This is a genomic window from Flavobacterium aquidurense, assembly GCF_002217195.1.
Taxonomy (GTDB): Bacteria; Bacteroidota; Bacteroidia; order Flavobacteriales; family Flavobacteriaceae; genus Flavobacterium; species Flavobacterium frigidimaris.
In genome coordinates, this window is sequence record NZ_MUGR01000004.1 from 195360 (window position 1) to 219826 (window position 24467).

Sequence of the window (24467 nt, forward strand, 5' to 3'; positions counted from 1 at the left end):
CATAATTTCAAATTTTATTGATTATTAGACTGTCCTCTTCTTTTTTTCTTTTTGTTTCTAAGCTCGTAGGGAAGGTAATTAGCCGTCTGTTCGGCTTGCGTTAACATCTCTGCTAATTGTCCCATTATTGTACTGGATCCTATGTATTTGTTATCTCTAAAATCATCACCAAACAGTGCTGCAACTATTTCCGATTTCGGAGTTTCAAATATGATTGTATTTGATTTTTCACTCGTTAAACTTTCCCTGTTTTGCTCTACCTGATTAATGGATGCACAGCGTTCTTGTATTGCTTTGGCACTGTATTGTTTACCGAGTGTACTACCATTAAAGACACATTTTGTGGTATGGTCTACATAAGTAATCCCATAAATTAATCCTTCTGCATTTTTTCTAAAAACAGTATTGATTCCATCTTTTTCCAGTATTTTGACTAGTTCAGCAAGCGATATTTCCGCTTTGAAAAATGCCATATCAATAGCGTATTTCACCCTTCTTATATCTGATGCTTCATTTGTGGTATTGGATGCAAATTTTCCCTCTAAAGAATTCAGTGTTGGTTTATAGTAAAAGTCGCTAGCCTTTATCGGTACACCAATTGGTTTACCGTTTTCATCAAGTATCCTATACACCAATCCTTTAGCTTTAAATATCCTTGAATCTTCATTACCACGATCAGCAAAAACATTATATTGTTTGAGCACTGCATTAAGCTCTGCAAGGCTGGCATATTTATAAGATGACAGCACCTCAGATAATACATTTGAAATTGCTTTTTTGGACTGGATTCTTCCGTATCGGACCTTACCCATTGAAATAGGCTGTAACTCCAGATTCTCATTTTTTCTTCGTCCTTCAGCTATTACAAGTCCAAAAGATTTTTCGATTTCTTTTCGTGCTATTTCAGATTGATTTCTACCTATGTTGTGCATATCAATTCTGCTTCCGTCTGCCTTAACTTTTATTGAGGTTATATGAATGTGTGGATGTGCTGAATCATGATGTTGATACACCAGATATGGCTGTTCTCCAAAACCAATTTTCTTCATATAAGTATTGGCAATGTCCATCAGTTTCTCTTTCGAATAGTTTTCTGATGGATCAAAATTGAGCGATATGTGCACACTGCTTCGCTTTACATTATCGTTGAGAGATACTTGTTTGAGAAACCGATTTAATTTCATGGTGGTACTCATTTTATCCACATCAACAGGATAATTTCCTTCACCGATACATTCTGCTACTCCCTGTTTTACCTTATTTTCATTGTAGTTGAAAATGTTGTGTATCGAATGTCCAGTCTTTATGATCGCAACCATCTTACTGAGATTTTCTGGATGTATTCCTTGATTTCTTCCACCTTTTCCAAAAGGCTTTTTTTATCCAACTCAGAACTGATAATCCAAACTTTAAATTCCGAAATTTGATTAAGAGTATGCAGCTTTTTTACTGCCTGATTAAAGTTGTTGCCAATAGCACTGAGTTCTCCCCTGAGCCGTATAATCTCCGACATAAATTCGTCAAGAGATTCATTACGAAAATTAGTCGTAACAGGTTTGTTAAATAGGTGTTTGCGAATGTAGTCGCTTAGCTTATGACAAGTACTAGCTTTCCATTTGCGCTCAATTTTCACATACTCTTCGGGTGTAAATCGTACCCCGACAATACGTGTTCTGTTTGAATTTTCTCTTTCCATCATCTCTCCTTTTCATTGTTATCAAACTCTTTTTAACCTTTCAGTATCACTGCTAACGAGTCCCGAGTGTAGAGCAGCCAGAATCGGTTGTTTAACAACCGGACATCTGGCCGATTGCAGGAACGTGGCAATCTTCCTGATACTTTAAATGTTCTTTAGACATCCTGGTATTTCTACAATATTTCAAATTCAGTTTTTTCATTTACAGCCACTTTATTATTATATGTGATCTATTAATTGTAGTAATCTCGAAATTTTATACCCGTTAAATACAGTCATTAAAATTGCGCTTTCTTTATAAAGTCTATTTCGCTTTAATTTTTAGAACTCTAGGAAAGTGCACACCGCATAAAATTCGGAAACTACTATAACTGGATAGCTATAATGCCAATTTATCGTCTGTATTTTAGATTGAAAAAACGTGCTCTTTCAAAGCAATAAACTAATTTTAAAACAACAAAATCCTGACTGTTTTAAGGAAGGTTTTTGGTTGTTCATTTTAACCTTTCTTCTTTATTTCAGATACAAAATTAAGTAAGCAAAATGGATTTTACCTATGATGGACATATTATGTCCATGAGACTTTACGACTCCCTTTATACCTTTGTAGAAATAAATTATTAATTAAAAACGTGAAGATTATGACAACAAATGATGTGGCTCAGGTTTTAGATACGGTGCTTAGTATCCCTGGAATGAATGAAGGAGTGAAAATTGATTTGAAAATTTCACGAAAAAATGTATTGTTATTAAACCATATTATTGAACGTGGGTTATCTGGTAAGGACAATGATAAACCGTCGACTCTTATGATGAGTGTTCCGGAGGAAAATCTCCAGGAACTAAAACTATTTGGGGAGGAATGTTTACAAAAAGCCGGACTTGTAGAACTCAGTGCAAAACTGAAGACCTTGAGCGAAACTGGGAAAGCATAATAGATTAAAAAAGTAAAAAATATTGTGGGGTTTAAATAAACATTATTTGTTTATTTAAACCCTTTTTTTATTGCTCAATACTATTTTAACTACTTCTTTTTTAAAACTTTAACTAAAATAGCGGATTTTGACAAATCAATGCCGGATTTTTATAACGCACTATAAAACAAGCTGTTGTAATTTTGTTTTCGCTCCAACTCTAAACAATTGAATCATAGTTAAAATGCTTTTCTTTTTTTGAGTTTAATGGGATTTGAATTATGGTACTACAATTATTATTAAAAAAATTGAAAACCATTACATAAAAAATTCCATAAAATAACATTCCATAATTATATCAACTTAAAGATCAGAAGGCATGAAATTGAATACAAAAATTAAGAATATAATTCTTGACATAATTTGTCTGCTATATGTACTTTTATTTGTTTATGCAGCTGTAAGCAAACTATTAGATTTTGAGAACTTTGAAGTGCAGCTCGGAAAATCACCTTTATTAAGTGCTTTTGCTTCTTGGATATCTTGGTTAGTACCCGCAATTGAGTTGGCAATAGTCTTACTTCTTATCATTCCAAAATTTAGAAGTGCAGGTCTTTTGGCAGCATTTAGTTTGATGACCATGTTTACTGCTTATATTTTTATTGTATTGCATTACAGTTCATTTATACCATGTTCCTGTGGGGGAATATTAGAAAAAATGAGTTGGAATGCCCACCTTGTTTTTAATATCATATTTGTGTTATTGGCAGGTTTGGCAATAGTCATAAAAAACACATTCAATAAAACGAATAAAAATACAACGAGAAAGTATTTGACTATAAAACAAATTATGATTTCAATAATAGGCAGTATAGCGATCGTGGTGATTTTATTTCTGTCTTCTGAGGACATTATGCACAATGAAAATCCATTTATCAGACGGTATCCACAACATCCCGTAGTATTCTCTAATGCAACGGATTTAAAATTAAACTCCTATTATTTTGCAGGTTATAGAAATAACCGAATATACCTTGGAAATTACACCAATCCGCTTCATGTAATATCAATGGATACCAATCTAGGGAATCAACAAGTAATAAAAATATCTTTTGATCCGAAAAATATACCATTTAAAATGGCTACCGTTGTTATAAGAGATTCCAATTTCTACCTTATGGACGGAAGCGTACCAACTATTTTTAGAGGGAGTACTTCGGACTGGAAAATCACAAAAGAACTTAAAGGTATTCCGTATTTTACTCTAGCAGTACCTCTTGATAGTACCACAATATCTTTTAGGTCCAACAATGCTAAAAAATTAGCAAATGTGTTAGGAGTTTTTACTTCAAATCCTACTGCTAAAATAACATACAACAGGGATCTTTTGCAACAACAGATTGATGGTATTTTTGATACTGATGGAACATTATTGTATAGCGAAGAACAAAGAAAAATAGTCTATTTGTATTACTACCGCAATGAATTTATAGTGGCTGATAAAAGTGGGACTCTAAATTACAGGGGCCATACTATTGATACGATCAAACATGCAAACATTAAAGTGTCGTACCTCAGAAATGGAACGCAGGCTGAAATGTCATCACCTCCATTTGTAGTTAATGCTCATGCAGCTATTTGTCAAAAATTACTGTTTGTCCACTCCAAAGTAAAAGGCAAATATGAAAATGATAAGCTTTGGCAAAAATCATTTATAATTGATGTATATGACTTAAACAAAAATGCCTATATATTGAGCTTTCCCATTTATAGAACGGGCGACGCAGCCCTTAATTCCATATTTGTTACAGCAACACATCTGTATGCTATAATAGGTAATGATCTTGTTGTTCATGAATTAAAAGCGATACTGACAAAAGAAATGAAAACCAACTAAAATAAATGTCTGTGAGACATAAAGATATACTTGCGCTAAGTAGCAGGAATTAGATCGAACACCTGTAGAAAAAAGTAGATCAAAATGTAATTTAAAATTTAATATTATGAAAAATTTATTTTTAAAAAAAATTACGCCTTTCGCTGTTATAGTGATGGGAATTTCGGGAGCTTTTGTAACCACTTCTATGCAAAGTGCATCTAAAGACTTAGCTCCAACGGTAGGATATATTGCTAATTCACAAAATGAATGTCTCGATATCCCGGTGGCTTGTGATGATACACCTAAACCTTTTCTTTGTCGTCTAAATGGTACAACAGGCCCCATAGCCTATGAGAAAGACGATAACGATAATTGTGTACAACCTTTGTATCGTCCTTGATCGGATCTTATTAAAGTGTTTACCAAAATGGCAATGCAGTTCCATAACCGGAATTGCATTGTTTTTTAAGCTCATTTATCAATAATTGTATTAAATGATTCTTTTAACTTATTTCCTTGGAGGTTCATTTTTTCGAAAATAATCGAGCCTTAGAACATGGGATTGGTAATATTTTTTTGATATGAAAAACGATACTCACAAAAGAAGTAAAAAGTAAGTAAAATAGAGCCTTGCAAGACACCAAAATATATTATCACCCGTATCGGAGATTAGATCGAATACTTGTATAAAAATGCAAATCAAAGTTTAATTTAAAATTTAATAATATGAAAAAGTTATTGTTAAAAGGCAGCATACCAATCGCTGTTATTGCATTGGGAATTACGGGAGCTTTCATAACCACTTCTATGCAAAGTATATCCGAAGTCAAACCACCAGTAATTGGATATTTGGTAGACGCACAAGGATTATGTAGAGATGTACCTATAACTTGTGGTACACTATCACCATTTCTTTGCCGTCTTAATGGTACAACAGGCCCCATAGCCTATGAGAAAGATGATAACGATAATTGTGTACAACCTTTGTATCGTCCTTGATCGGATCTTATAAGTGTTTATCAAAATGACAATGCAGTTCCATAACCGGAACTGCATTGTTGCTATAACTCATTTATTAATAGTTACTTTAATCCTTCTTTAATCCATTGGGTTGCTGGTTCGTCTTTTAGGAAATATCCAAACCACTCCAGCATGCGAATCGTAAGATCTTTTTGGTTCGTCGCATTAGTCAGCACATGACCTTCATTGGGGTAAAACAGTGTTATGTTTTTTTTACCCAATCGGCGAAGCGCCAGATAGAATTCTACACTCTGATGTGGATCAACTTGCTGATCCTGTTTTCCACTCCATAACAAAAGAGGTGTTTTAATCTTTTGCACATGAGCTATTGGAGAATTAGACTCATAGGCTAAAGGAGCCTCAAAAGGTGTCTTCCCCATTCGCCATTGTTCGCTTTGAAAGCGCCACATATCAGGTTTTCCGGATTTCTGATTAATGGTCAGGTAAAAGCTGTTTAAATCCGTAATTGCTCCACCTGCAACGGCGGTTGCAAAAATATCGGTTTGGGTGATAACAAATGAAGATTCATATGCTCCAAAGGAATGCCCCATAAGTCCAATTTTGTCCTGATTTATAATCCCTTTAGCAATGACTTTTTTTGTTGCGGCAATAACACAATCGACTGTAGAGTTGCCCGGATTTCCATTTTCATGGATAATGTCAGGTAATAAAACAAAGTAACCTCCAGTGGTGAAAACAGTTGGATTCATACCCGCTTCATTATAAAAGGTAGGATTACTATAGTGGTGAAGCTCATTAGATTGAATTTCATAGATGTGCACAATCATGGGATATTTCTTTTTTGGATCATAATTGGCAGGATACAGCAAGACTCCTTTGAAATTTTGGTTCTTAGAATTTTGATATTCAATTAGCTCTGACTTGCCCCAAAAGTATTTTTTTTGTTGTGGATTACTTTGAAAGAAAGAATCCGGTTTTGAAAAATCCTGCTGCACCATTAACTCAGGTGAACTATCAAAATTTTGTTCCCTGTAGAACATCGTTTTCTTTTGAGTGGCATAATTTAATTTATCGATAAAACGATCTCCGTAAGCAATTGGTTTTGTCCCAGTAGCATTCCATCTAAAGTAACCTGTTTTCCCATCTTCGCCTTCCGCTCGAAGGAGTAATTCCTTCGTGATGTCAAAGCTTTCTATTTTCATTCCATCATAAATAAATTTCAGGGGTCTTTCATTTGGAACTTCTGCTATACGGTACCTGATTTTTGATTCCCGTCCATGAGTTAATCTCTTTGCGGTACCACCATCGGCTTTAATAGCCCATAAATCATACTGGTCATAAATCAAAATCTCGTTGTCGTCGCTGCTCCAGCCCGGATTACCACAAGCAGATTCATTAACCAGCGTGTGCATTTTTGCGGTAAATTTGCCACCAATAGCATCTGTGATATTTTTATGAGTTTTAGCGACAATATTGTAAACCCACCAATTGTTTTCTTTGAAGTAGGCTATATATTTTCCTGCTGGTGAAGCAATAACAAGCATGTAATTACTGTCCTGTTTGCTTAAAAAAATGCTTTTTTCAAATGTCTTCAGATTCATTATATAATAATCTCTGGGACTTTCTGCTTCGAATTGAGGCTCATAGTCTTTTGGATTTGATAAAATGGCATACTGCTGATCCCCGGATAGCATGACCTTGGGAAGCTCATTTGATGTAATAGCAGTAAAACGGTTCTCCACAGGCAGCCATAAAGCTAGTTTTTCTGCCTTTTCAAAATTTCCCTTTTTCTGCTGTTGTGGATAAACCCACTTATCGTTGGCATTCCAAATCTCAACATTGGAATCGGGTTTAGTTTGTGGAACGTCCGTTTTATTTTTAATAGCCAAAAAGACTTTTTGCATATCATCCGAAATCGATACCTTATAGGAAGTGTCATCAATTATAGTTGTGTTATTTGGAAAATTGGGCTGTGTTTTTGGATTCAACTCATATAATTTATCCTTTTCTAAAATATAATAGAAAAGTGAACTATTGGACCCATCATTTGATTGAGCAAAAAAGGCTAAAGCACATGCTTCTTTTTGCCATGTAAAACCATTAAAATGAATTGCGCTATCACTAATGAGTTCCTTTTGGTTCTTTATTTCTTTGAGATTAATAAGTGCAAGCGAACTTTTATGGTTTGAAAAAGTGCTGTACATTAACTGATGTCCATTTGGACTTAATGAAAATTCAGTCACATTTGGAATTTCTTTTTTAATCTTACCGTTGGGAGATTGAATAACTAATGTATTGCTATCGTTGTTTGATCCTACAAGAAATATTAACTGATCTGTTTCGCGGCAATACCCGAACTCTTTAACTTTCTGTATGGTTTCTCTTTTTGCCGTTTTTAGATTTAGAATTTGTAGTTCTTCTTCCTTTTGACATATAAAAACGTTTTCCTTTGTAAAGAGTGTACCTGTGCTACCAAGGAAGTGGTATGTTTTATTACTCTGTATATTTCGAACAAATAAAGTATCAATACCCATGTCATAAGTCATTGTGTAGCTTGCCCATTTCGCGTCCGGCGAAATTTTATCAAAATCGACTGTTCCCCATAAATGATAATCGGTGGAGGTTAACTGTTTTTTTTGCACCACCTGCGCCCATAAGGGACAGGTTACTAATGGCAAAACAAAAAATAAAACTAAAATTAAAAATAATCGAGGGAGCAAAAAATAAAAGGTACTTTTTGTGTCCCTGTTTTGGATAGGATTTGTGGACATGGTTCTTTTATTTAGTATCCCAGATTTTGAGGGCGCAGATTAGGATTTGCACTTAATTCACTCTCTGGAATTGGAAATAAACTATCAGTGGTATTCCAACCCAGTTTGAGTCCCGTTAAGGTGCTATCAAGTTTGCCTGCTCGTTTGAGATCAAAAAAACGTTGGCCTCGTTCAGAAAATAACTCCCATCTTCTTTCCTGTAGGATTGCATCAAGGATTTCCTGTTGTGATAAAGCAGAGGTATCGGAGAGTCGCCCCCGCTGTCTGATTTTGTTCAGATCTTCTTTGGCTCCGATAAAATCTCCTTGCTGGGCTCGGGCTTCTGCTCTTATGAGATACTGCTCTGCCAGTCGAAAGACAATAGAATATTCTTTTGAAACTGAAGTCGATTTATTTTCTTTGTACTTATAGGCGTGATACCAGATTGAGGTTCCTTTTGATATTGTTTTTATCCAATTGGCTTTACGCAAATCATTTGAGCCAAAAGAATTGACCAGATTATCACTGAGTGAAACTAAAGGAGGAGGCCCTGAGGTAAAAGTAAAGAAAGAGGCTTCGGCAGTGTTCACTCCGGCATTACCGGATTGTAATTGCCAAATGGTTTCTTTAGAACCAATTAAAAAGACCTTAGCAACATTTTGCTCTAACCCGAATAAACTTTCTTGGTTTAAAACAGCCGAAGCCATATTGGCCGCTTCGGGATAGGATTTGTTATAAAGATAAACTCTTGCCAGCAAGGCTTGTGCTGTTGCCTTATTTGGACGGACTCTTTCCATATCACTCGTCGCAGTAGCATCTGGTAAAACCGCAATTGCATTTTGTAAATCAGCAATCGTATTTTGATATACCTCAAGAGTTGGTGTTCTACTCACGATGCTGTTCTTTTTATAATCTGTCTGGGTGATATAAGGTACATCACCAAAAATATTCACCAGATAAAAATGCAACAAAGCGCGAATAAAAAGAGCTTCTCCTGTTAGTTGTTTCCTCTGTTCTGCGGAGAGATCCTTACTTGCCGCTACACCTTCAATTACGGCATTGGCTGCATATATTTGGTTGTAACTAATATTCCAGTATCCCGATACCGAGGTATTGGAAGGCAGAAGGCTATTGTTGTAGAAATTTAAACTGGGATTATTTGGATTTTGCGTGCTGATTATTTCATCTGCATAATTCCCAAGCTGATTGGAAATACCTAATCCTGCTCCGGTTAACATTCCTTTATCTCTTATGTTAGCGTATATGTCGATAAGAGCCGCATTTGCTGTAGCGTAATCTTCAAATACAGTTACATTTGTGAGTTGTGATTTTGGTAAATCAACATCGACAAAGGAGTCGCAGGCGTTCAGCATACATGCAATGCTTACCCATAGAATCTGTTTTATGGTATGATAGGTTGTTTTCATTTTCGTTGGATTAAAATGTTAATTGCACTCCGGCTGATATAACTTTAAGAGGCGGTAAAAAACCATAACTGGTAAATTCAGGATCTCCATCTTTGTAAGACGTAAAAGTCAAAAGGTTCTGACCTTGCAGCATAATCTTAAACTGGGTCTGCTTTAAACTTAAGGGTACATCGTAAGTAAGAGCGATGTTTTTCAGGCGAATAAAGGAAGCGTCGCTAATAGCAGCGTCACTTTCAGCATATAGACTATCTCCGATTAAGGCATCATTATTATAACCCGTTGTATAAATTTGATAGGGAGCCGTATCTCCCGGCTGTTGCCAGCTGTTTACCATTCTTTCTTGCTGGTTGGTCATCATACCTGCAGGCCCCATAGGGTAGTTACGGTTTTTTTGTTTGACAAATTGAAATAAGAAATCCAGTGTCAATCGTTTATAGCTGAGCTGATTCTGAATACCTCCGTAATATTGTGGGTTTAAATCAACTAAAGTTTGCTGGTCTTCTGGAAAAGAGATTCTGCCGTCCTTATTGGTATCTTCAAATTCATAAATTCCGGTTTGGGGATTAACGCCTTTGAATTTATAGAGCAATTCAATATTTAAGGGCTGACCGATGCGATACTGCTGACTGTAAGGCGAACTTTCCAGTCCGGGAAAGCTAATTAATTTATTACGGGCGAAAGTGAGATTGAAATTAGTAGTCCAGTTAAATGTATCACTGCTAAAATTGGTGGTACGCAAGGTGAATTCGATTCCTGCATTTTCTACTGTGGCATCTAAATTGGACTGCAAAAGTGTAAAACCGGTTGTTCCGGGCAATGGGACTCCTACTAACTGATTGGAAGATCGGTTTTGGTACAAGGCAGCTGTGGTAAAAATACGGTCTTGCAAAAATCCCAATTCCAATGCAACTTCCAATTTTTTATTGGTTTCCCATCCAAAATTGGAGTTATAAAGCCTTGATGGTCTTAGACCTACTATTCCATTATAAATTACTCCTGTGGTATAGGTATTTAAAAATTGATAATCCCCTATTTGATCGTTTCCTGTAGTTCCATAACTGCCACGAAGTTTTCCAAAACTAAGCCATGATCTGTGCTTTAGAAAGTTTTCATTGGAAAATAACCATGCTACGCCGACTGCCCCAAAATTTGCAAATTGATTTCCCGGTCCAAATCGGCTCGAACCATCACGTCTTGCAGTTAAGTTCACAATATAACGCTGCTGCCAGTTGTAATTTAATCTTCCAAAAAAGGCTTGGTATTTATACTGGATTTCTTCATTAAGCAATACACGGGCTGTTTTTGCCGCCGCTAAATTATAAATCAGGCTATTGGAACTGAATCCTGTCCCTGATTGTTGCAGCCGATCAGTAATCTGGTTTTGAAAGGTAGCCCCCAAAAGGAGTTCTAATTTTCCAGTCCCTAACTCTCTTCTCCAATTAATTTGCGGTTCTATGATCCACGAAGATCGATCTGTATTGTTTAGAAACAGAGCTGAGGTGGAACTGTCAGCGCCAAGGGCTGGATTAGCTGTGGTTGAAGGAACTATTCGGGTTTCATTGGTACTTAAATCAGTAAAGCCCAAACTGCTTTTTAGCAGCAATCCCGGCAGTACTTCATAGGAAAGCACGGTATTGGCGATCAGATCATTTGTTTTTGCTACAAAAATGGTATTGAGATTTCTGAGCGGATTTTCCCAAGTACTGTTTTCCCAGTTTAAATTCCCACTGGCATCGTACAATGCCGGAGCATTAGGGGGCAGCGAACGCGCATCATAACTGAAATCAAATGAAGGCTGGTTATTATTTTGACTTGTATAACCTGCTGAAAATGTCAATCTGAATTTTTTATCCTCAGAACGATGATTGAGACTTAGTTGAGTTCCTCCTTTTTTGTATAAAAAATCACCGGGAAAAACGGTAGATTCTGTATAATAACTTCCACTTACCAGAAATTGTGTGCTCTCAGAACCTCCTGATACAGTTCCTTGAATATTCGTTATCTCTGCTGTACCTCCCAAGAGTTCTTTTTGCCAATCAGTATTTCGATTTTGATCCCACGTTCCATTGATGTCATAATCCAATGGACCATACTCGGTAAGTCCATCGTTGACAAATGCCTTTTTGCGCATGGCTAGATACTGCTGGGTATCCATGAGTTTTAAAAATCGGGTAACGGTTCCAACGGCTGTTGAAGCAGTTATATTAAAAGTTGTTTTTCCTGCCTTTCCTTTTTTGGTGGTGATAAGTACAACTCCATTGGCTCCTCTGGAACCGTATATGGCGGTAGCATCTGCATCTTTTAGAATTTCGATGCTTTCAATCATGTCCGGATTAATACTGTTTAACGGGCTCGTAGGAGTCGGAAATGTAGTTGCGGTTCGACTCGATCCAATAGGATCAGAGGCATAAGGTACTCCGTCTATGATATACAGCGGTGCATTTCCATCGCTGCGAATACTATTTTGTCCACGAATTTTGATTTCAAAACCTCCTCCAGGAACTCCGGTACTTTGTATGACGTTGACCCCAGCCATACGTCCTTGCATGGTGGCAAGTACATTGGAGACAGGTTGGGTTTCGATGTCTTTGGAGGTTATGCGGGCAATACTTCCTGTGCGTTCGCTTGATTTTACCGAATAATAGCCTGCATTGACCCGAACTTCCTGAAGGTTTGTTGTATCGTATTGTAATTGAATGTCTACAGTTTTACGCCCTTTTATTGGGATTAGTGTAGTTTTGTAACCTATAAAAGAGACTATTAATGTATCAGAACTATTGGCAGTAATACTATATTGTCCATTATAATCGGAAATCGCACTGGAATTGGCTTTGCTCTTTATGGCAATGGTAACTCCTGGCAATACATTAGCACCATCGGTAATGATGCCCTGAATTTTATTTTGCTGAAAGTTGGACTGTTGTTGAAACGAATTGGATGATAAAACAGGGGTAAAAGACAGAAAACACCCGAAAAAAAACAGGCAATAAAGAGTCTTACCACCCTTGTAAAATGAAAAATTATTCATAATATTGGATTGGTTAATTGAAACAATGGTTGAATTAGCTATGATCCTCTATGCTAGTTTTGTCGCTGTCGTAGAGGGTCATTTTTTATGCAGTAAATTGAATAGTTATGGCATCGACTGCCAGTTTTGTTAAATCATGGGCATTAAATCTTGGTTAGTTGAACTAATTAAAATTTATTACGAGCCTAAAAAAACAATGAAGATTTGGTGCTATGAATGAAAGCTGAAGTAGTTGCTTAAGAATAAAAAAAGGCGCGGGTACTCAGCTTAAACGCTATCAAGGTACTGGTATACCCACGCACGAATAAGCGAGCCCACGCCGTAAAGCGTGAGCATCTTACTTATCATCTCGTGCGTAAAAATTACCAGTTTTTGATAACGAGATTCAAAGCGAATGCTTCAAATATTTTATATGAAGAATCGCAAAAATACATTTAATATGTAAATATGTTACAAACATAACAAAAAAAAGATAACGGTATGATATATCATACCATTAATTTTATAAATAAGTGAGAATTTTAACGAAAGCTAATAAGAACGATGTGACTGAAAAAGAAAAGTTAGGAGAAGAACTGAGAAAACTCCGTGAAAAAATACCAAGCTCAGATTATAATAATAAGGAAAACATTTCTCAACAAGAACTTGCTGATAAAAATATTGGTTTAACAAAACACTTAATTGGTACAACTGAAAGAGGTACTGCAAATCCTACGTTAGAAAAACTAATTTTTTTAGCAAAAGCATTAAATTTCAAAACTATTAATATCTTAAATGTAGAAATTAATGTAGATAAATTTATTAAAGAGAATACTGAACGGAAGTAAATAAAGTCAAATAGTGATAAATAAAGAAAAGATGCTTAGGCATCTTTTCTTATAATGTTCTTAAACTCTTTACCCTTAAAATTTTAAAAGATGCATAATACTGAAAGATGCAAAATTCGAACTAGAACTAAACCCCTCAGTGTTTTTATGAGATACAATTAAATTTCTTAATAGAGTATAAATGTCAAATTTCGTCTTTCTTAAAACAATTGTCCTCCTGAGAATTGTACGTTAAATCTAAAGGTTCCTTTTTTCGAAGTTCTTCCATAAAATATGTTGCTGGCACTCCAGTCCTTGAATAAAAAGCTTTTGTGAAACGTTCTGTACTACTAAAACCGGCTTCGTCTGCTAGTGCTTTATTATTATAATGATGAAATTTATTATCCTCTTTTAATCGGTTAATTAAGTAGTCCACTTTTAAATCACTTATGTATTTTACAAATTTCTTTCCTCTATAATGTGCTATTACTTTTGCAAGATATTTTATATTTGAACCGAATGATATTGCCAGCTTTGTTTCCGTTAATTCTTTTTCCAGAAATCTTTTACCCTTTTCAAACTTCTCTAATTGTTTTAATGTCAATGCGACAGTATCCGGATTTATATCTTCGATTCCATACTTGGTGTTTTTGGATTCAACCTTAGTAGAAGCCTGATCTTTTTTCATCAATTCATGAAATCTACGTCGGTAGAGTTTTCTGTTTCTAATATGTTGATAAATAAGTAAGACCACAAATAAAAATAAAAAAATTATTACCCCACTTTTAATAAAACTATCACGTTCTTCTTGAGTGAGTAATTTTTCAATACTTTTTTTCTGTACCAATAATTCTTTGGTGTCATAATCTTTGTGAATTCTTCCCGATACATATTTATATCTGCTTGTTAGGATACTATCTACTTTAAGTAATTTTTCAATATAGTGAAGCTGCTGTTCAGGATTGTTTTTGGATTTAAAGTAGCTGATTAGTAATTCATAATTATTGCGAAGATCCGGACGAATATATCCTTTATCTTCAAAAACTGCATCTACTTTTTTAAAATAATGTATTGCTATTTTAGGATTCTTCAGATTCCAATAGCTTTTTCCAATATAAAAATACCCAACAGCTTCATTTCCAAAATCTTTCTTTTTTTGAATAACCTGCAGTGAATAATTTATTTTGTTAATAGCCGTTGCATAATTGCCTCGGAAATACTGATTGACTCCTTCCGAGAGAATGAAATACTCCCGCATTTCATCATTAGCCAATCTTTTGCCCTCCTCCAGTCCTATTTCATTTATCTGTGAGCATAACCCATAATTACCGATTCTATTATAACATAAACCCAGAGAATGTAATGAATTCAAATAGCCTCTGTCATTATTCTCTTTATTCTCCTTATTCTCTTTATTCTCCTTATTCTCTTTAAAGTAGATTATACATTCCTTAAACAAAGAAACGGCCTCATCATAAAACCCTAGAAAATATTTTATGTTGGCAATATTATATTTGGTCTTATAGATCAAATACTTGTCATTAGTTTTGGAAATATAACTATTTGCAATAAGATAATTATCCAATGCATAATTAAGTTTTTTCCGGGAATAGTATAAAATTCCCTTTGAAAGATAGGCAGAACCAATCAAAGCATTGTCCTTTGACTTTTTTGCAGTGTAAATCATACTGTCTGCATAGGTTAGTTTTAAATTTTCAGGCGAGTGATGGAGGTAGTTTTTATATCCATTCACGACCTCTTCCGAATTCTTTTCTGTTTTTGATTTTACCAGAAAAGATTTAAGATACAGCGATTTTTTAAAGCTATCATTTTGAGATTCTTCTATCCTATCGAAGAGATAATCGTAATCCTTATTTCGAAGTGTGTCAGGAATTTTAAAATGGATTTCCTGAGCGTAAATTTGATCTCCCAAACAAAGAGAGAGTAAAAAAAGATACTTTCTAATCATAATTTGAATTCAAGTGAGACATTATTTCCTTTGCAAAACCATTTTTATAGCCTAGAAATCAACTTTTAAATAGCCTTACGAACATTTTTTCAAAAAAAAAGCGTCTCAAATATAACATAAACAATTGAAAGTGAGTGTCTTTTTGTACGAAAAAAGGCATGCGGATATCTGAGAAATCCGTACTGTTTTTCTCAGAAATCCGAAAACAACTTTTTGCAGGATAAAAAAATGCCTTTTAGATTTGCCTCGAATTCAAAAGCAAAAACATTTAGCATCGTGCTAAATTAAAGTTCTGCTTACCCGGGTGAAATGAACTGACTACAGTTGTAGTCCGTAACATTTTACACATTTTAATCATGAAAAACATTTCATTCTCATTAGTAATTTTATCCTTACTAATCGTTTCCTGTACTACAGATAGTATTGATACTGTCGAAAGTATCAATAACAAAGTCAATAATACCGAATCAGAAAAAACAGCACGTTTGGTACAAGACTTAACCCCTGAAAATCCAGCAAACATTTATGACTTAGCCGGTAAACTGCACAATGATATCCTTGATGTTTATTTGGCAGGTAACTATCACCACACTACACTTGCGCAAATCAGTCAACAAATTGAATCCATTGCTGCTGCCAACAACAATTTACTGCTTTTAGATACAGGAATAAATTTGCCCGTTAATCTTAACATAATACAAGAAATTGTAAATAACCCTCAGGTTAAACTAGATCAAGCTATTGTAAACTCCACGATGACAAGTGCCGCAAAAGATAGTCTTTCCAGTTTTATGAGTAATGTGATTTTATGGAACAATCAGTCCTATGAAGAAATTTATGAGTCCATAATATCGTATGAATCAGATGTAATATCCAATCCAACATTTAATAACGAGGATAAAAGAATTATCCTCACTACTTCTTCTATAATCAGATATTCAATCTACTATGAGATAGTAGAAAAGGATAAAGATTGGGATACCTCTACTGGTCACCGTGTTGCAGGACTAATTGGTGCTATTGACAATTCGTCTCTTGCGATAAAACGCTCACTTGTGACAGGAATTATGATACATAATCTAATATTGGAGTGATGATGTATTTTATCTATTGTTATGAAAAAGAAATAATATACACCCTCACTGTGTTTCTGATTCTTTTCAATCTGGTTAGTCTTTATTTCATCGTAGATCTATTCTCTTATGATGAAATAAGAGGCTATCTCACAAATGGCGAGATAAAAATTGATAGCCCGCGTACTATGGCCTATCTCCTTTTTGTGAGCGGTATGTCAAATTTACTTTTTGTTATTGTTACATTGATGGCAAGGTTTTTTTCTGAGTAAGCTCTCATCAACTTAAATCCCTATGAATTAAAATTTATTTAACTCATTGCAATTCTAATTTTATAAAAAAGCATTTGTTGTGGTAAGAAAAAATTCAAAATATCATCATATCGGTCTGCAAGTCTACATTCTTGAGAAATTAACATCTAAAATTGATTTTACTAAGCTATTTAATGCAAATCATTTCTCTATACTGCTTGTGAATTCTGGTTCTTTATTTATACAAATAAATGATAAAGAAGTTACTGTTTCAGTCAATGACATCCTAGTGATACCAAGAAAGACTTCATGTGAAATCTTGGCTATGAGTAACCAATTACAAATTTGTCTGCTATCTTTTACAACAGATTTTGTTTTAGAAAATAGTATCCGAAGACCTCATATTGGGTATTTTGAATTTTTTATTACCAAATTATCTTCCAAAATATTTCTCAAAAACAAAGACGCAGCATTGCTAATTGATTCTTTGATGCTAATTAATAGTAAAGTATTGCACCCCAAATCTCACATTTATAAAAATGAGACAATCCTTTTTAGTTTTAATTTGTTATTATATGAACTAGCAGGAATCTATCACAGGTCATCGTGGCATATATCTCTTCATCATTCGAAAAAGGAAAAACTGGTGATACAATTTTTTAAAATTTTAGAAATGAATTGTAAAGAACAACACGGTGTAAAATATTATGCAAATACTTTAGAGGTCACTACGGATCATCTTAGCAAAACTGTAAAACAAGTTACCCAAAAAACGGCTAAGCAATTTATCGAAGAAGCGATTGTCCTTGAAGCAAAAATTTTGCTTCAAAACAATCATTTAACCATTTTATATATAGCAGAAGAATTGCAATTCACCGACTCTTCCGCTTTCAGTAATTTTTTTAAAAAGCATACTTCCCTGTCACCCACCGAATATCGGACACGATTAAATCTCCATTAAATACCGTACAATATATGTTTTGACCGGGTTAAGGATGTTCTACAAGCATTGATTTAGAGTACTCTCGATTGCAAGTCGAGAGAAGTATTTACTAAGTAAAAGTAAAAAAAATGACTCAAACCTATCTTTTAGAATGGATGGATTTAACGGTGACCTCAACCCTTAATCCCAGTAAAACTGATCTCACTATGATTACTCCAATTCAATCCAAAGCGATTATAAAAAAAGCAACCGAGCAAACATTTTTAATTCAGTCACAATTTACGGTACAGGTTTTTTCGCTTACAAAGGAGAAACAAATAAAAATATTAGTTGGGAATTATTATTCATCGTTGCTATTTCTTTTGGATAAAATCACAGAAATAAATAGTAACAATGATGAGCATAGAGAACATTTAAAAGAGGTTACAACTACTTTAATTTCTTGTTTGGATGAATTAATAACTTTTATAGAATCAAGATTTGCAAACTATTTAAATAAGCCCTTTCCAATTGTTAAAAAGAAAACAAATGAGTCCTCTATTGTAGACTCTGCTTCAGGTAAAGTTTTATGCAAACTCTCGACTGATCAGACAGCCTTAATACTTAGAGCATCCGATGAACTAAAAATTCTTATTTCAAAATCAATGAATCATTTATTTAAAACAATCGTTCCTTTTCTATCCACTCCAAATAAAGTGGATCTTTCCTATAATGCCATGCGCAGCAAGGCTTACATTTTTGAAGAAAGGGACAAGCAAATAGCAATTGAAACATTGGAACGTATGATTAAGCAAATTAAAGAATATTAACTAAATAATTTAAAACATGAAAAAGCTATCTTACATTTTAACCATCTTGACTCTGGTAATTACAAGCTGTCAGCCTAAAAAGCTAGATGAGAAATTGGCCGCTGTCCTTATTAAAGAAAAAAAACATTATCCTACTATTGTAGATCATGATATTTTCTGCGGTGATCCCGCACATGCTTTTACCATTTTTAAATCCGGACTTGTAGAAAAAGGGTTTGTTAAAGTACTTCAAACCAGAAAATTTGGTGATACAACGGCTTTTGTTAGTTTTAGCGTTACAGCAAAACCGTACCTACTGCCAACACCTGCAACGGATAAAAAACATAAAATTCAACGTGTAAAAGTTGCCGATGAAGAATTTGGAGCAATTAAATCAATCAGGATTATGAGTTCCGGTAATAAAGCAATTATGGAATACACTACAATTCGAAAAAAGAATATTTTTGCTGCTGCAATTAAAAATGGCTTGAAAGACACACTTAGTCATGAAGTGTATTTTATACGAGCTGATGATGGCTGGCAGCTCATGGATAAAAAGTCTGAAATTGAATTTTTATCTTATTAGAATATGAAAATTATCTTCAAATTACTGAGCTACTTCAATTGTAAATTTTCACGTCTTCAATAAATACCAAGTTAGTAACTATATAAATCTATCAAAATAAATTCATTTAAACCTTTCATTTACAGATTGTTACCAACCTGTTCGCAAACCATTTCAAGCATGATTTAGAGGGAATTTCAATGAGATAAATACTTAGAAATTATTTTATTTCAATTTCAAAAAAGTAAAAAAAATATAGCAAAAATATTTCTTATATTCGCTTGAAGAAAAGCTAACTTACTTCATAAATACAAGTGAAAAAAGTTGTATTTATCCTATTGTATGGCTGGTATTAACGAGTTGCAAGCAAGCCGAAGAGCCAACTGCACATTTAGTTTTTTGTTGACACGAAATTCAACGTATAAAACCAAATGTGCTGTTTTTTTTTGCCAACCCTCGAAATGTAAAACAAAATATAGAAATATGGACTTTAATAAAATAAATATAGAGTTGAAGAATGAACGATTGATATTAAACCCAATTTCTCAAAATGATAGAACATTTATAAATGAAGTGTTTGAAGATAAAGATATAAAGCATTATTATATAGTACCAAAGGAAGCCCAACAAGATTACAGAAAACTAGTCGACTATTGGTTGAATGATAATAAAAATGGAGCAGGTGCTTGTTGGATAATTTCTGAAAAAGGTACTAGCATTTTTTCCAGAAATAAGCCTTGTGGGTTTATTACATTTGAATTTAGAGACACATTAAAAAATGCTCGAATTAGCTATGCAATACTTCCAAATTTTAGAAAAAAAGGTATTGCGACTTTGGCATCAGAGCTAATTATTAATAAGTTAAAAGAACAGGAAGTTTTGACGGTTGAAGCTGACATTGACCAAGATAATTTAAATTCTGAAAAAGTTGTCGATAAGCTCGGCTTTACAGCTAATAAAGGACATGCACTTATTGACCCAGAAATGCTTAGAAATGGAGAAATACGCTTTAGAGCATTATGGAAAAAACACCTTGTAGAAATAAATACTACCATTTTAAATAATCAATTAACATTAAATGCAACATCTGAGGAAATTGAACCTTTACTAAACCAATTAGTTACTGAAATAGAGACTAAAGGACAACAGCCTAGATTAATTCTTCGATACTTCTATTTATTAGGAAGAATCAAATTTATTGAAGAAAATTATGAAGAAGCTAGGTCTCTATTTGGAGAATGTAATATGACAGTAGGTAATGATGAATTTCCTGATACACACCTATATTTTTATTGGTTAGGTAGAATTAATGAAGCAGAAGGAAATATTGAACTTGCTATCTCTTGTTTTAAACAGGCAAATGAAAAATTCAATATTGATTCAACTGATGTATCAAAAAACGATATAGAAATAGCATTAAAAAAGCTAAAATAACAAACTAAATCAAGCTTTTTTTAAATGAAAAAATATTCTGCCAACTATTCTTACACTAATCATAATTTTGTTATTCAGAACTTGGCGATTCCTAGAAAAGAGTCGGGATTTTTGCCAGCAATTTTAATAATCAAAAATCTTATTCAAAGAGGTAAGCCAACCTTAATGAGCCAATACTTGCAAAGTATATATGGTTCAGTCCACAAAGATGATGAGCAATTCAAAAAACCTTTTGTTTTAATTAATCAATCAAATCTTGAGTGGCATAATACAATAAAAGGAGACAAGGGAAACAACTATTTCCCCGCAAGAATATTTTTAGAAGAGAGAATTAATGAAGATTTATCTGAGTATGATTATATAAAACAACTAATAATTCCAGAAATTGAAATTAATCAAATCACTCAACGGAATGATGAAAATTTCGAATATCAGTGTGTTGACTTTTTCTTACCTCAAGCAAATTTAGTAATAGAAATAGATGGACAACAACACAAAGAGGAAGTCGGAAGAGTTATTGATTCAATCAGAGACAATCATTTAATCCTATCAAAGATTTTAACCGTTAGAATTGATACAAAAGATTTAGAGGCGAAAAATGAAACTTATTTTGAAAAAATAGAACAAATAAAAAATCAACTTGATAAATATTCAAGATTTCTGAATTTATACAAAACAAATTTCAATCTCAGCTTTGCTGAGATTTCAGAAGAAACGAAAAAAACAAAATTATTGCCTACAGCAATAATTCGTTTTCAAGTTTTGATTCTGGAATTACTCGAAAGTGGTAAAATAAGTCTTGAAGATGACAAATGGATATTTGAAGTTAAAAACCAAGACGTAAATGGATACGAAAATCATTCAATAGAAGATATATTTGAATGGCTTCACCATTTATTAAAATTGCAAAAAATCACATTTAATGAACCGCAATTTGAAATTAAAAATGTTCAAAATTTCAGCAATGCAAATTGTATTAAGATAGATTTTAGCCTTTTACAACGTTGGACTGACCAAAACTTGCTAAATGAGGAAATCATTTATCTACGAACAGATTATTTAGACTTATTTCATAATCGAAATAAAGACAAATTAGACCGAATTAATTATTTTAAACTTAGTACTTCTACAAAATATAATTACAAGCTTATTTTTAATGAAGAATCTGATGATTTAGAGAACTTAGAATTTTTCCTTAAAAATATTTTTGGATATGATAAATTCAACAATGGTCAAATTTCAATTATTCAAAACATTCTAGAAAACAATACAACAATTGGATTATTACCAACAGGTGGCGGAAAATCTTTGACCTACCAACTTGCTTGCCTTTTACAGCCTTGCATTAGTTTTGTAGTATGTCCTATCAAATCTTTAATGTATGACCAAATAAAAGACCTTGACCAAGCATACATTCAAAATATTGAATCAATAAATAGTGATGTAATTGGATCTGAACGAACGGAGATATTAGACAATTATACCAATGGGAAATATTTCTTTGTTTTTATTTCGCCTGAAAGATTTCAAACAAAAGATTTCAGAGAAAGATTAGTAGCAATAAATTCACAATTAAATTTTTCATATGCTGTTATAGATGAAGTTCATTGCTTATCAGAATGGGGACACGATTTTAGAACTTCTTACTTAAACCTTTCAAACACTATAAAACAATATTGCCCTTCAATAAACTTCTTGGGATTAACCGCAACTGCATCTGTAAATGTATTAAAGGATATTCAGTTAGAGTTTAATACTGACCAACAAAATGTAAAAACTCTAACCGATTATACTCGACCAGAATTAGAATTTATTGTTATAAATGATAATAGTAATAAATATCAAGAAATTACAACTATTATAGAAAATCACAATCAAAAAGATAATATTTTTGATTTAAGTTCTGAGAATCCCAAATGTGGCCTCATTTTTACACCTTTTGTTAATGGAGCAAATGGCTGTTTTGATTTGTCAAATAAACTAACTACTAACTTTAATATTCCTGTAAAATTCTATTCAGGTTCAAAGCCTACGAATTATCAAAATGAAGTAGATTTTGAGAAGTATAAAATAAAGGTTCAAGATGAATACAAACAAAACAAGTTCACTTTATTGACAGCTACTAAGGCTTTTGGTATGGGAATTAATAAAAAAAATATAAGCTTTACCGTTCATTATGGAATGCCAGCATCAATGGAATCGCTTTATCAAGAAGCAGGTAGGGCTGGCAGAGATAAAAGTAATGCAAAATGTTACGTTTTATTAACTGAAGAAAATCCCGAAACTGATATTGAAATAATATTTAATCCAGAATCGTCTTATGAAGAAATTCAATCATTAACTGAAAAAGTAAAATGGGATGGTCAAGATGTCTTTCGTCAAATCTTTTTGTATCAAAATGGATTAGACTCAATATCTAAGGAATTAGAACTTGTAACACTACTCCACAATACATATTCAGAAACAGGAACATCTAAAGTTGTATATGCAACAAATTTAGGTTCAAACAAAATAAAAGTTGAAAAAGCCATTTACCGTTTATCAAATTTAGGCGTTATTTTAGACTGGACTGTTGATGACTTTTTTAATGGTGTGTTTACAGTTAAATATAACAACTTCTCGGAAAAAAGCATAGAATCTACTTTGCTCAAGTTTATAAAAAAATATATTGATGACTTTGAGTTTGACAACCATTTAGACAGAATAAAATACACAAATATCTTAAATGATAAAGAGTTGCCGAAATTTGAACGTTTAGTAAAAATATTACTTCAATGGTCTTATGATAAATTTGGAACAAACAGAAGAGAATCATTAAAAAACGTTTACGAAAACTGCTTAAAATATGATAATACAACTGAAGGAAAAGAATCTTTTAAAAAGTCACTAGAAGCATATTTTAAATTTACAGAAGCAACTTATGTTTTACAACATATTGCAGAAAACAACAATAAAGATATTTCTAAATGGTTTGAAGTGTTTTATGATGAAAATAATAATTTTATAAATAAAGATTCAATAATCGATTTAAAAGGGAATTTACAACGCTTTTTAGAGAGTTTTCAATCTAATACAGGGCTAAATCTAATAAATGGTTTAACTAACTTGCTTTTAGAAGAATCGCTTAATAAAATTGAAGAACAAAGGTTTACAAAATCATTCGATACAATCTCAAATTACGAAGAATCAATCTTTGATTACATTATTGACCACATTATTGAAGTATCGAAAAAGCTAGACCAAAAAGGAAAAATAATGCTGTTGCAATTCTTATATAAATTCAGCAAATCGGAAGAAGACAAAATAAGATTTGCAAAAGAATTAGGAGACACAGAAACTCTACTCTTACATTATAACAATAGACTTAAAATCATTAATAAAAATATAGAATATGGATTTAGAAAAATTGGATAGCATTGTAAATGAATTAGAACATAATTCCCAACAACTAAAAGGTTTTACTGCTGTTTATTCGGAGATAAGTACACTTCAATCGAATATTAGTCGAAACTTGGAATTAATAGAAGAGAATAATAAAAGTTTAAACTCAATAAGTGATGTAATCAAGCAGAAGACAGAAGAAAATACAGAACAACTAAAAGTTGCCAACGATTTTCTTGAACAAAAAATTGGAGAGATTTATAAAGACAATAAAGCATTCCAAAAAGAACTAGATGCAATGCTTATTACTAGGCTTGATAAACACAAATCTGATATTCAAATAGAAATTAGAAACGAAGGAACTCAAATACAACGTGCATTTGAAACTACTCTTAATTCTAACTTTAATTCAATGGAATCTAAAATCAAAGAGCAGTTTAATTTACAGTCTAAGGAATTAAGAACAATGAAAATTTTACTAGTTGTTACAATTGCTATTGGAATTGGTTTAGGAATTGGACTTTACTTGAAATAAGCATCGCATGAAGCCATACACATTTGCAATTCGCACCAGCCAACAAA

General features: G+C 33.2%; 18 protein-coding genes. 12 read left to right on the top strand and 6 right to left on the bottom strand.

The genetic code is table 11. The annotated features are described in order from the left end of the window. Nucleotides 1–14: 14 nt before the first annotated feature. Together B0A67_RS03410 and B0A67_RS03415 are read right to left on the bottom strand one after the other, a co-directional pair. Complete coding sequence (locus tag B0A67_RS03410) at nucleotides 15–1319, bottom strand: relaxase/mobilization nuclease domain-containing protein (RefSeq protein ID WP_072959818.1); 1305 nt, start codon at nucleotides 1317–1319, stop codon at nucleotides 15–17. After that, complete coding sequence (locus tag B0A67_RS03415) at nucleotides 1304–1696, bottom strand: plasmid mobilization protein (RefSeq protein WP_072959936.1); 393 nt, start codon at nucleotides 1694–1696, stop codon at nucleotides 1304–1306. Before B0A67_RS03415 ends, B0A67_RS03410 begins: the two co-directional genes overlap by 16 nt. Before the next feature lie 641 nt (nucleotides 1697–2337). Between B0A67_RS03415 and B0A67_RS03420 the strand changes: the two genes are divergently transcribed. The 4 genes from B0A67_RS03420 (at nucleotide 2338) to B0A67_RS03435 (ending at nucleotide 5488) form a co-directional block, all read left to right on the top strand. Next, complete coding sequence (locus B0A67_RS03420; RefSeq protein WP_072959821.1) at nucleotides 2338–2631, top strand: hypothetical protein; 294 nt, start codon at nucleotides 2338–2340, stop codon at nucleotides 2629–2631. A gap of 358 nt (nucleotides 2632–2989) precedes the next feature. After that, a complete protein-coding gene (locus tag B0A67_RS03425; RefSeq protein WP_072959824.1) occupies nucleotides 2990–4507 on the top strand; it encodes a MauE/DoxX family redox-associated membrane protein in 1518 nt (505 codons plus the stop codon). Between the two features lie 106 nt (nucleotides 4508–4613). Then, nucleotides 4614–4889: a DUF6520 family protein gene (locus tag B0A67_RS03430; RefSeq protein WP_072959828.1), complete on the top strand. Its 276-nt coding sequence runs from the start codon at nucleotides 4614–4616 to the stop codon at nucleotides 4887–4889. A 326-nt stretch (nucleotides 4890–5215) separates the two neighbouring features. Next, nucleotides 5216–5488 carry a hypothetical protein gene (locus tag B0A67_RS03435; RefSeq protein ID WP_072959831.1) on the top strand — a complete coding sequence of 91 codons (273 nt, stop codon included), beginning with the start codon at nucleotides 5216–5218 and terminating at the stop codon, nucleotides 5486–5488. Between the two features lie 83 nt (nucleotides 5489–5571). On the opposite strand, the gene B0A67_RS03440 is transcribed toward B0A67_RS03435, so the two are convergent. From B0A67_RS03440 to B0A67_RS03450, 3 genes are read right to left on the bottom strand one after another with little or no spacing between them, the layout of a single operon-like run. Beyond that, nucleotides 5572–8241: an alpha/beta hydrolase family protein gene (locus B0A67_RS03440; protein ID WP_072959834.1), complete on the bottom strand. Its 2670-nt coding sequence runs from the start codon at nucleotides 8239–8241 to the stop codon at nucleotides 5572–5574. An 11-nt stretch (nucleotides 8242–8252) separates the two neighbouring features. Further along, nucleotides 8253–9647 carry a RagB/SusD family nutrient uptake outer membrane protein gene (locus B0A67_RS03445; RefSeq protein ID WP_072959837.1) on the bottom strand — a complete coding sequence of 465 codons (1395 nt, stop codon included), beginning with the start codon at nucleotides 9645–9647 and terminating at the stop codon, nucleotides 8253–8255. 10 nt (nucleotides 9648–9657) lie between these two features. Then, nucleotides 9658–12675 (bottom strand): SusC/RagA family TonB-linked outer membrane protein, encoded by a 3018-nt coding sequence (locus B0A67_RS03450; protein WP_072959840.1) that lies wholly within the window; start codon nucleotides 12673–12675, stop codon nucleotides 9658–9660. Between the two features lie 545 nt (nucleotides 12676–13220). On the opposite strand from B0A67_RS03450, the gene B0A67_RS03455 reads away from it, so the two are divergent. Continuing rightward, entirely contained in the window at nucleotides 13221–13502 is a 282-nt protein-coding gene (locus B0A67_RS03455; protein ID WP_072959938.1) for a helix-turn-helix domain-containing protein, read from the top strand. A gap of 184 nt (nucleotides 13503–13686) precedes the next feature. Here the strand turns inward: B0A67_RS03455 and B0A67_RS03460 are convergent, their stop codons facing one another. Next, nucleotides 13687–15450, bottom strand: a complete 1764-nt coding sequence (locus B0A67_RS03460; RefSeq protein WP_072959843.1) for a helix-turn-helix domain-containing protein — start codon at nucleotides 15448–15450, stop codon at nucleotides 13687–13689. Nucleotides 15451–15806: 356 nt separating this feature from the next. On the opposite strand from B0A67_RS03460, the gene B0A67_RS03465 reads away from it, so the two are divergent. From B0A67_RS03465 to B0A67_RS03495, 7 genes are all read left to right on the top strand, one after another. Beyond that, on the top strand, nucleotides 15807–16544 hold the full coding sequence (locus tag B0A67_RS03465) for a hypothetical protein (protein ID WP_072959846.1): 738 nt from the start codon (nucleotides 15807–15809) through the stop codon (nucleotides 16542–16544). Between the two features lie 330 nt (nucleotides 16545–16874). Next, nucleotides 16875–17735: a helix-turn-helix domain-containing protein gene (locus B0A67_RS03470; RefSeq protein WP_072959849.1), complete on the top strand. Its 861-nt coding sequence runs from the start codon at nucleotides 16875–16877 to the stop codon at nucleotides 17733–17735. 110 nt (nucleotides 17736–17845) lie between these two features. Continuing rightward, complete coding sequence (locus B0A67_RS03475) at nucleotides 17846–18526, top strand: hypothetical protein (protein WP_072959852.1); 681 nt, start codon at nucleotides 17846–17848, stop codon at nucleotides 18524–18526. Between the two features lie 16 nt (nucleotides 18527–18542). Next, on the top strand, nucleotides 18543–19091 hold the full coding sequence (locus B0A67_RS03480; RefSeq protein WP_072959855.1) for a hypothetical protein: 549 nt from the start codon (nucleotides 18543–18545) through the stop codon (nucleotides 19089–19091). 462 nt (nucleotides 19092–19553) lie between these two features. Next, nucleotides 19554–20504: a GNAT family N-acetyltransferase gene (locus tag B0A67_RS03485; RefSeq protein ID WP_072959858.1), complete on the top strand. Its 951-nt coding sequence runs from the start codon at nucleotides 19554–19556 to the stop codon at nucleotides 20502–20504. Between the two features lie 24 nt (nucleotides 20505–20528). Then, complete coding sequence (locus B0A67_RS03490; protein WP_072959862.1) at nucleotides 20529–23918, top strand: RecQ family ATP-dependent DNA helicase; 3390 nt, start codon at nucleotides 20529–20531, stop codon at nucleotides 23916–23918. Continuing rightward, on the top strand, nucleotides 23896–24420 hold the full coding sequence (locus tag B0A67_RS03495) for a hypothetical protein (protein ID WP_072959865.1): 525 nt from the start codon (nucleotides 23896–23898) through the stop codon (nucleotides 24418–24420). The genes B0A67_RS03490 and B0A67_RS03495 overlap by 23 nt, the downstream gene beginning before the upstream one ends. Nucleotides 24421–24467 lie beyond the last annotated feature (47 nt).

Coding starts and splice junctions, on each gene's coding strand:
- B0A67_RS03460 (WP_072959843.1), bottom strand. CDS start 15,450: ATGATTAGAAAGTATCTTTTTTTACTCTCTCTTTGTTTGGGAGATCAA.
- B0A67_RS03440 (WP_072959834.1), bottom strand. CDS start 8,241: ATGTCCACAAATCCTATCCAAAACAGGGACACAAAAAGTACCTTTTAT.
- B0A67_RS03410 (WP_072959818.1), bottom strand. CDS start 1,319: ATGGTTGCGATCATAAAGACTGGACATTCGATACACAACATTTTCAAC.
- B0A67_RS03415 (WP_072959936.1), bottom strand. CDS start 1,696: ATGGAAAGAGAAAATTCAAACAGAACACGTATTGTCGGGGTACGATTT.
- B0A67_RS03485 (WP_072959858.1), top strand. CDS start 19,554: ATGGACTTTAATAAAATAAATATAGAGTTGAAGAATGAACGATTGATA.
- B0A67_RS03420 (WP_072959821.1), top strand. CDS start 2,338: ATGACAACAAATGATGTGGCTCAGGTTTTAGATACGGTGCTTAGTATC.
- B0A67_RS03430 (WP_072959828.1), top strand. CDS start 4,614: ATGAAAAATTTATTTTTAAAAAAAATTACGCCTTTCGCTGTTATAGTG.
- B0A67_RS03435 (WP_072959831.1), top strand. CDS start 5,216: ATGAAAAAGTTATTGTTAAAAGGCAGCATACCAATCGCTGTTATTGCA.
- B0A67_RS03425 (WP_072959824.1), top strand. CDS start 2,990: ATGAAATTGAATACAAAAATTAAGAATATAATTCTTGACATAATTTGT.
- B0A67_RS03490 (WP_072959862.1), top strand. CDS start 20,529: ATGAAAAAATATTCTGCCAACTATTCTTACACTAATCATAATTTTGTT.
- B0A67_RS03465 (WP_072959846.1), top strand. CDS start 15,807: ATGAAAAACATTTCATTCTCATTAGTAATTTTATCCTTACTAATCGTT.
- B0A67_RS03495 (WP_072959865.1), top strand. CDS start 23,896: ATGGATTTAGAAAAATTGGATAGCATTGTAAATGAATTAGAACATAAT.
- B0A67_RS03475 (WP_072959852.1), top strand. CDS start 17,846: ATGACTCAAACCTATCTTTTAGAATGGATGGATTTAACGGTGACCTCA.
- B0A67_RS03445 (WP_072959837.1), bottom strand. CDS start 9,647: ATGAAAACAACCTATCATACCATAAAACAGATTCTATGGGTAAGCATT.
- B0A67_RS03480 (WP_072959855.1), top strand. CDS start 18,543: ATGAAAAAGCTATCTTACATTTTAACCATCTTGACTCTGGTAATTACA.
- B0A67_RS03450 (WP_072959840.1), bottom strand. CDS start 12,675: ATGAATAATTTTTCATTTTACAAGGGTGGTAAGACTCTTTATTGCCTG.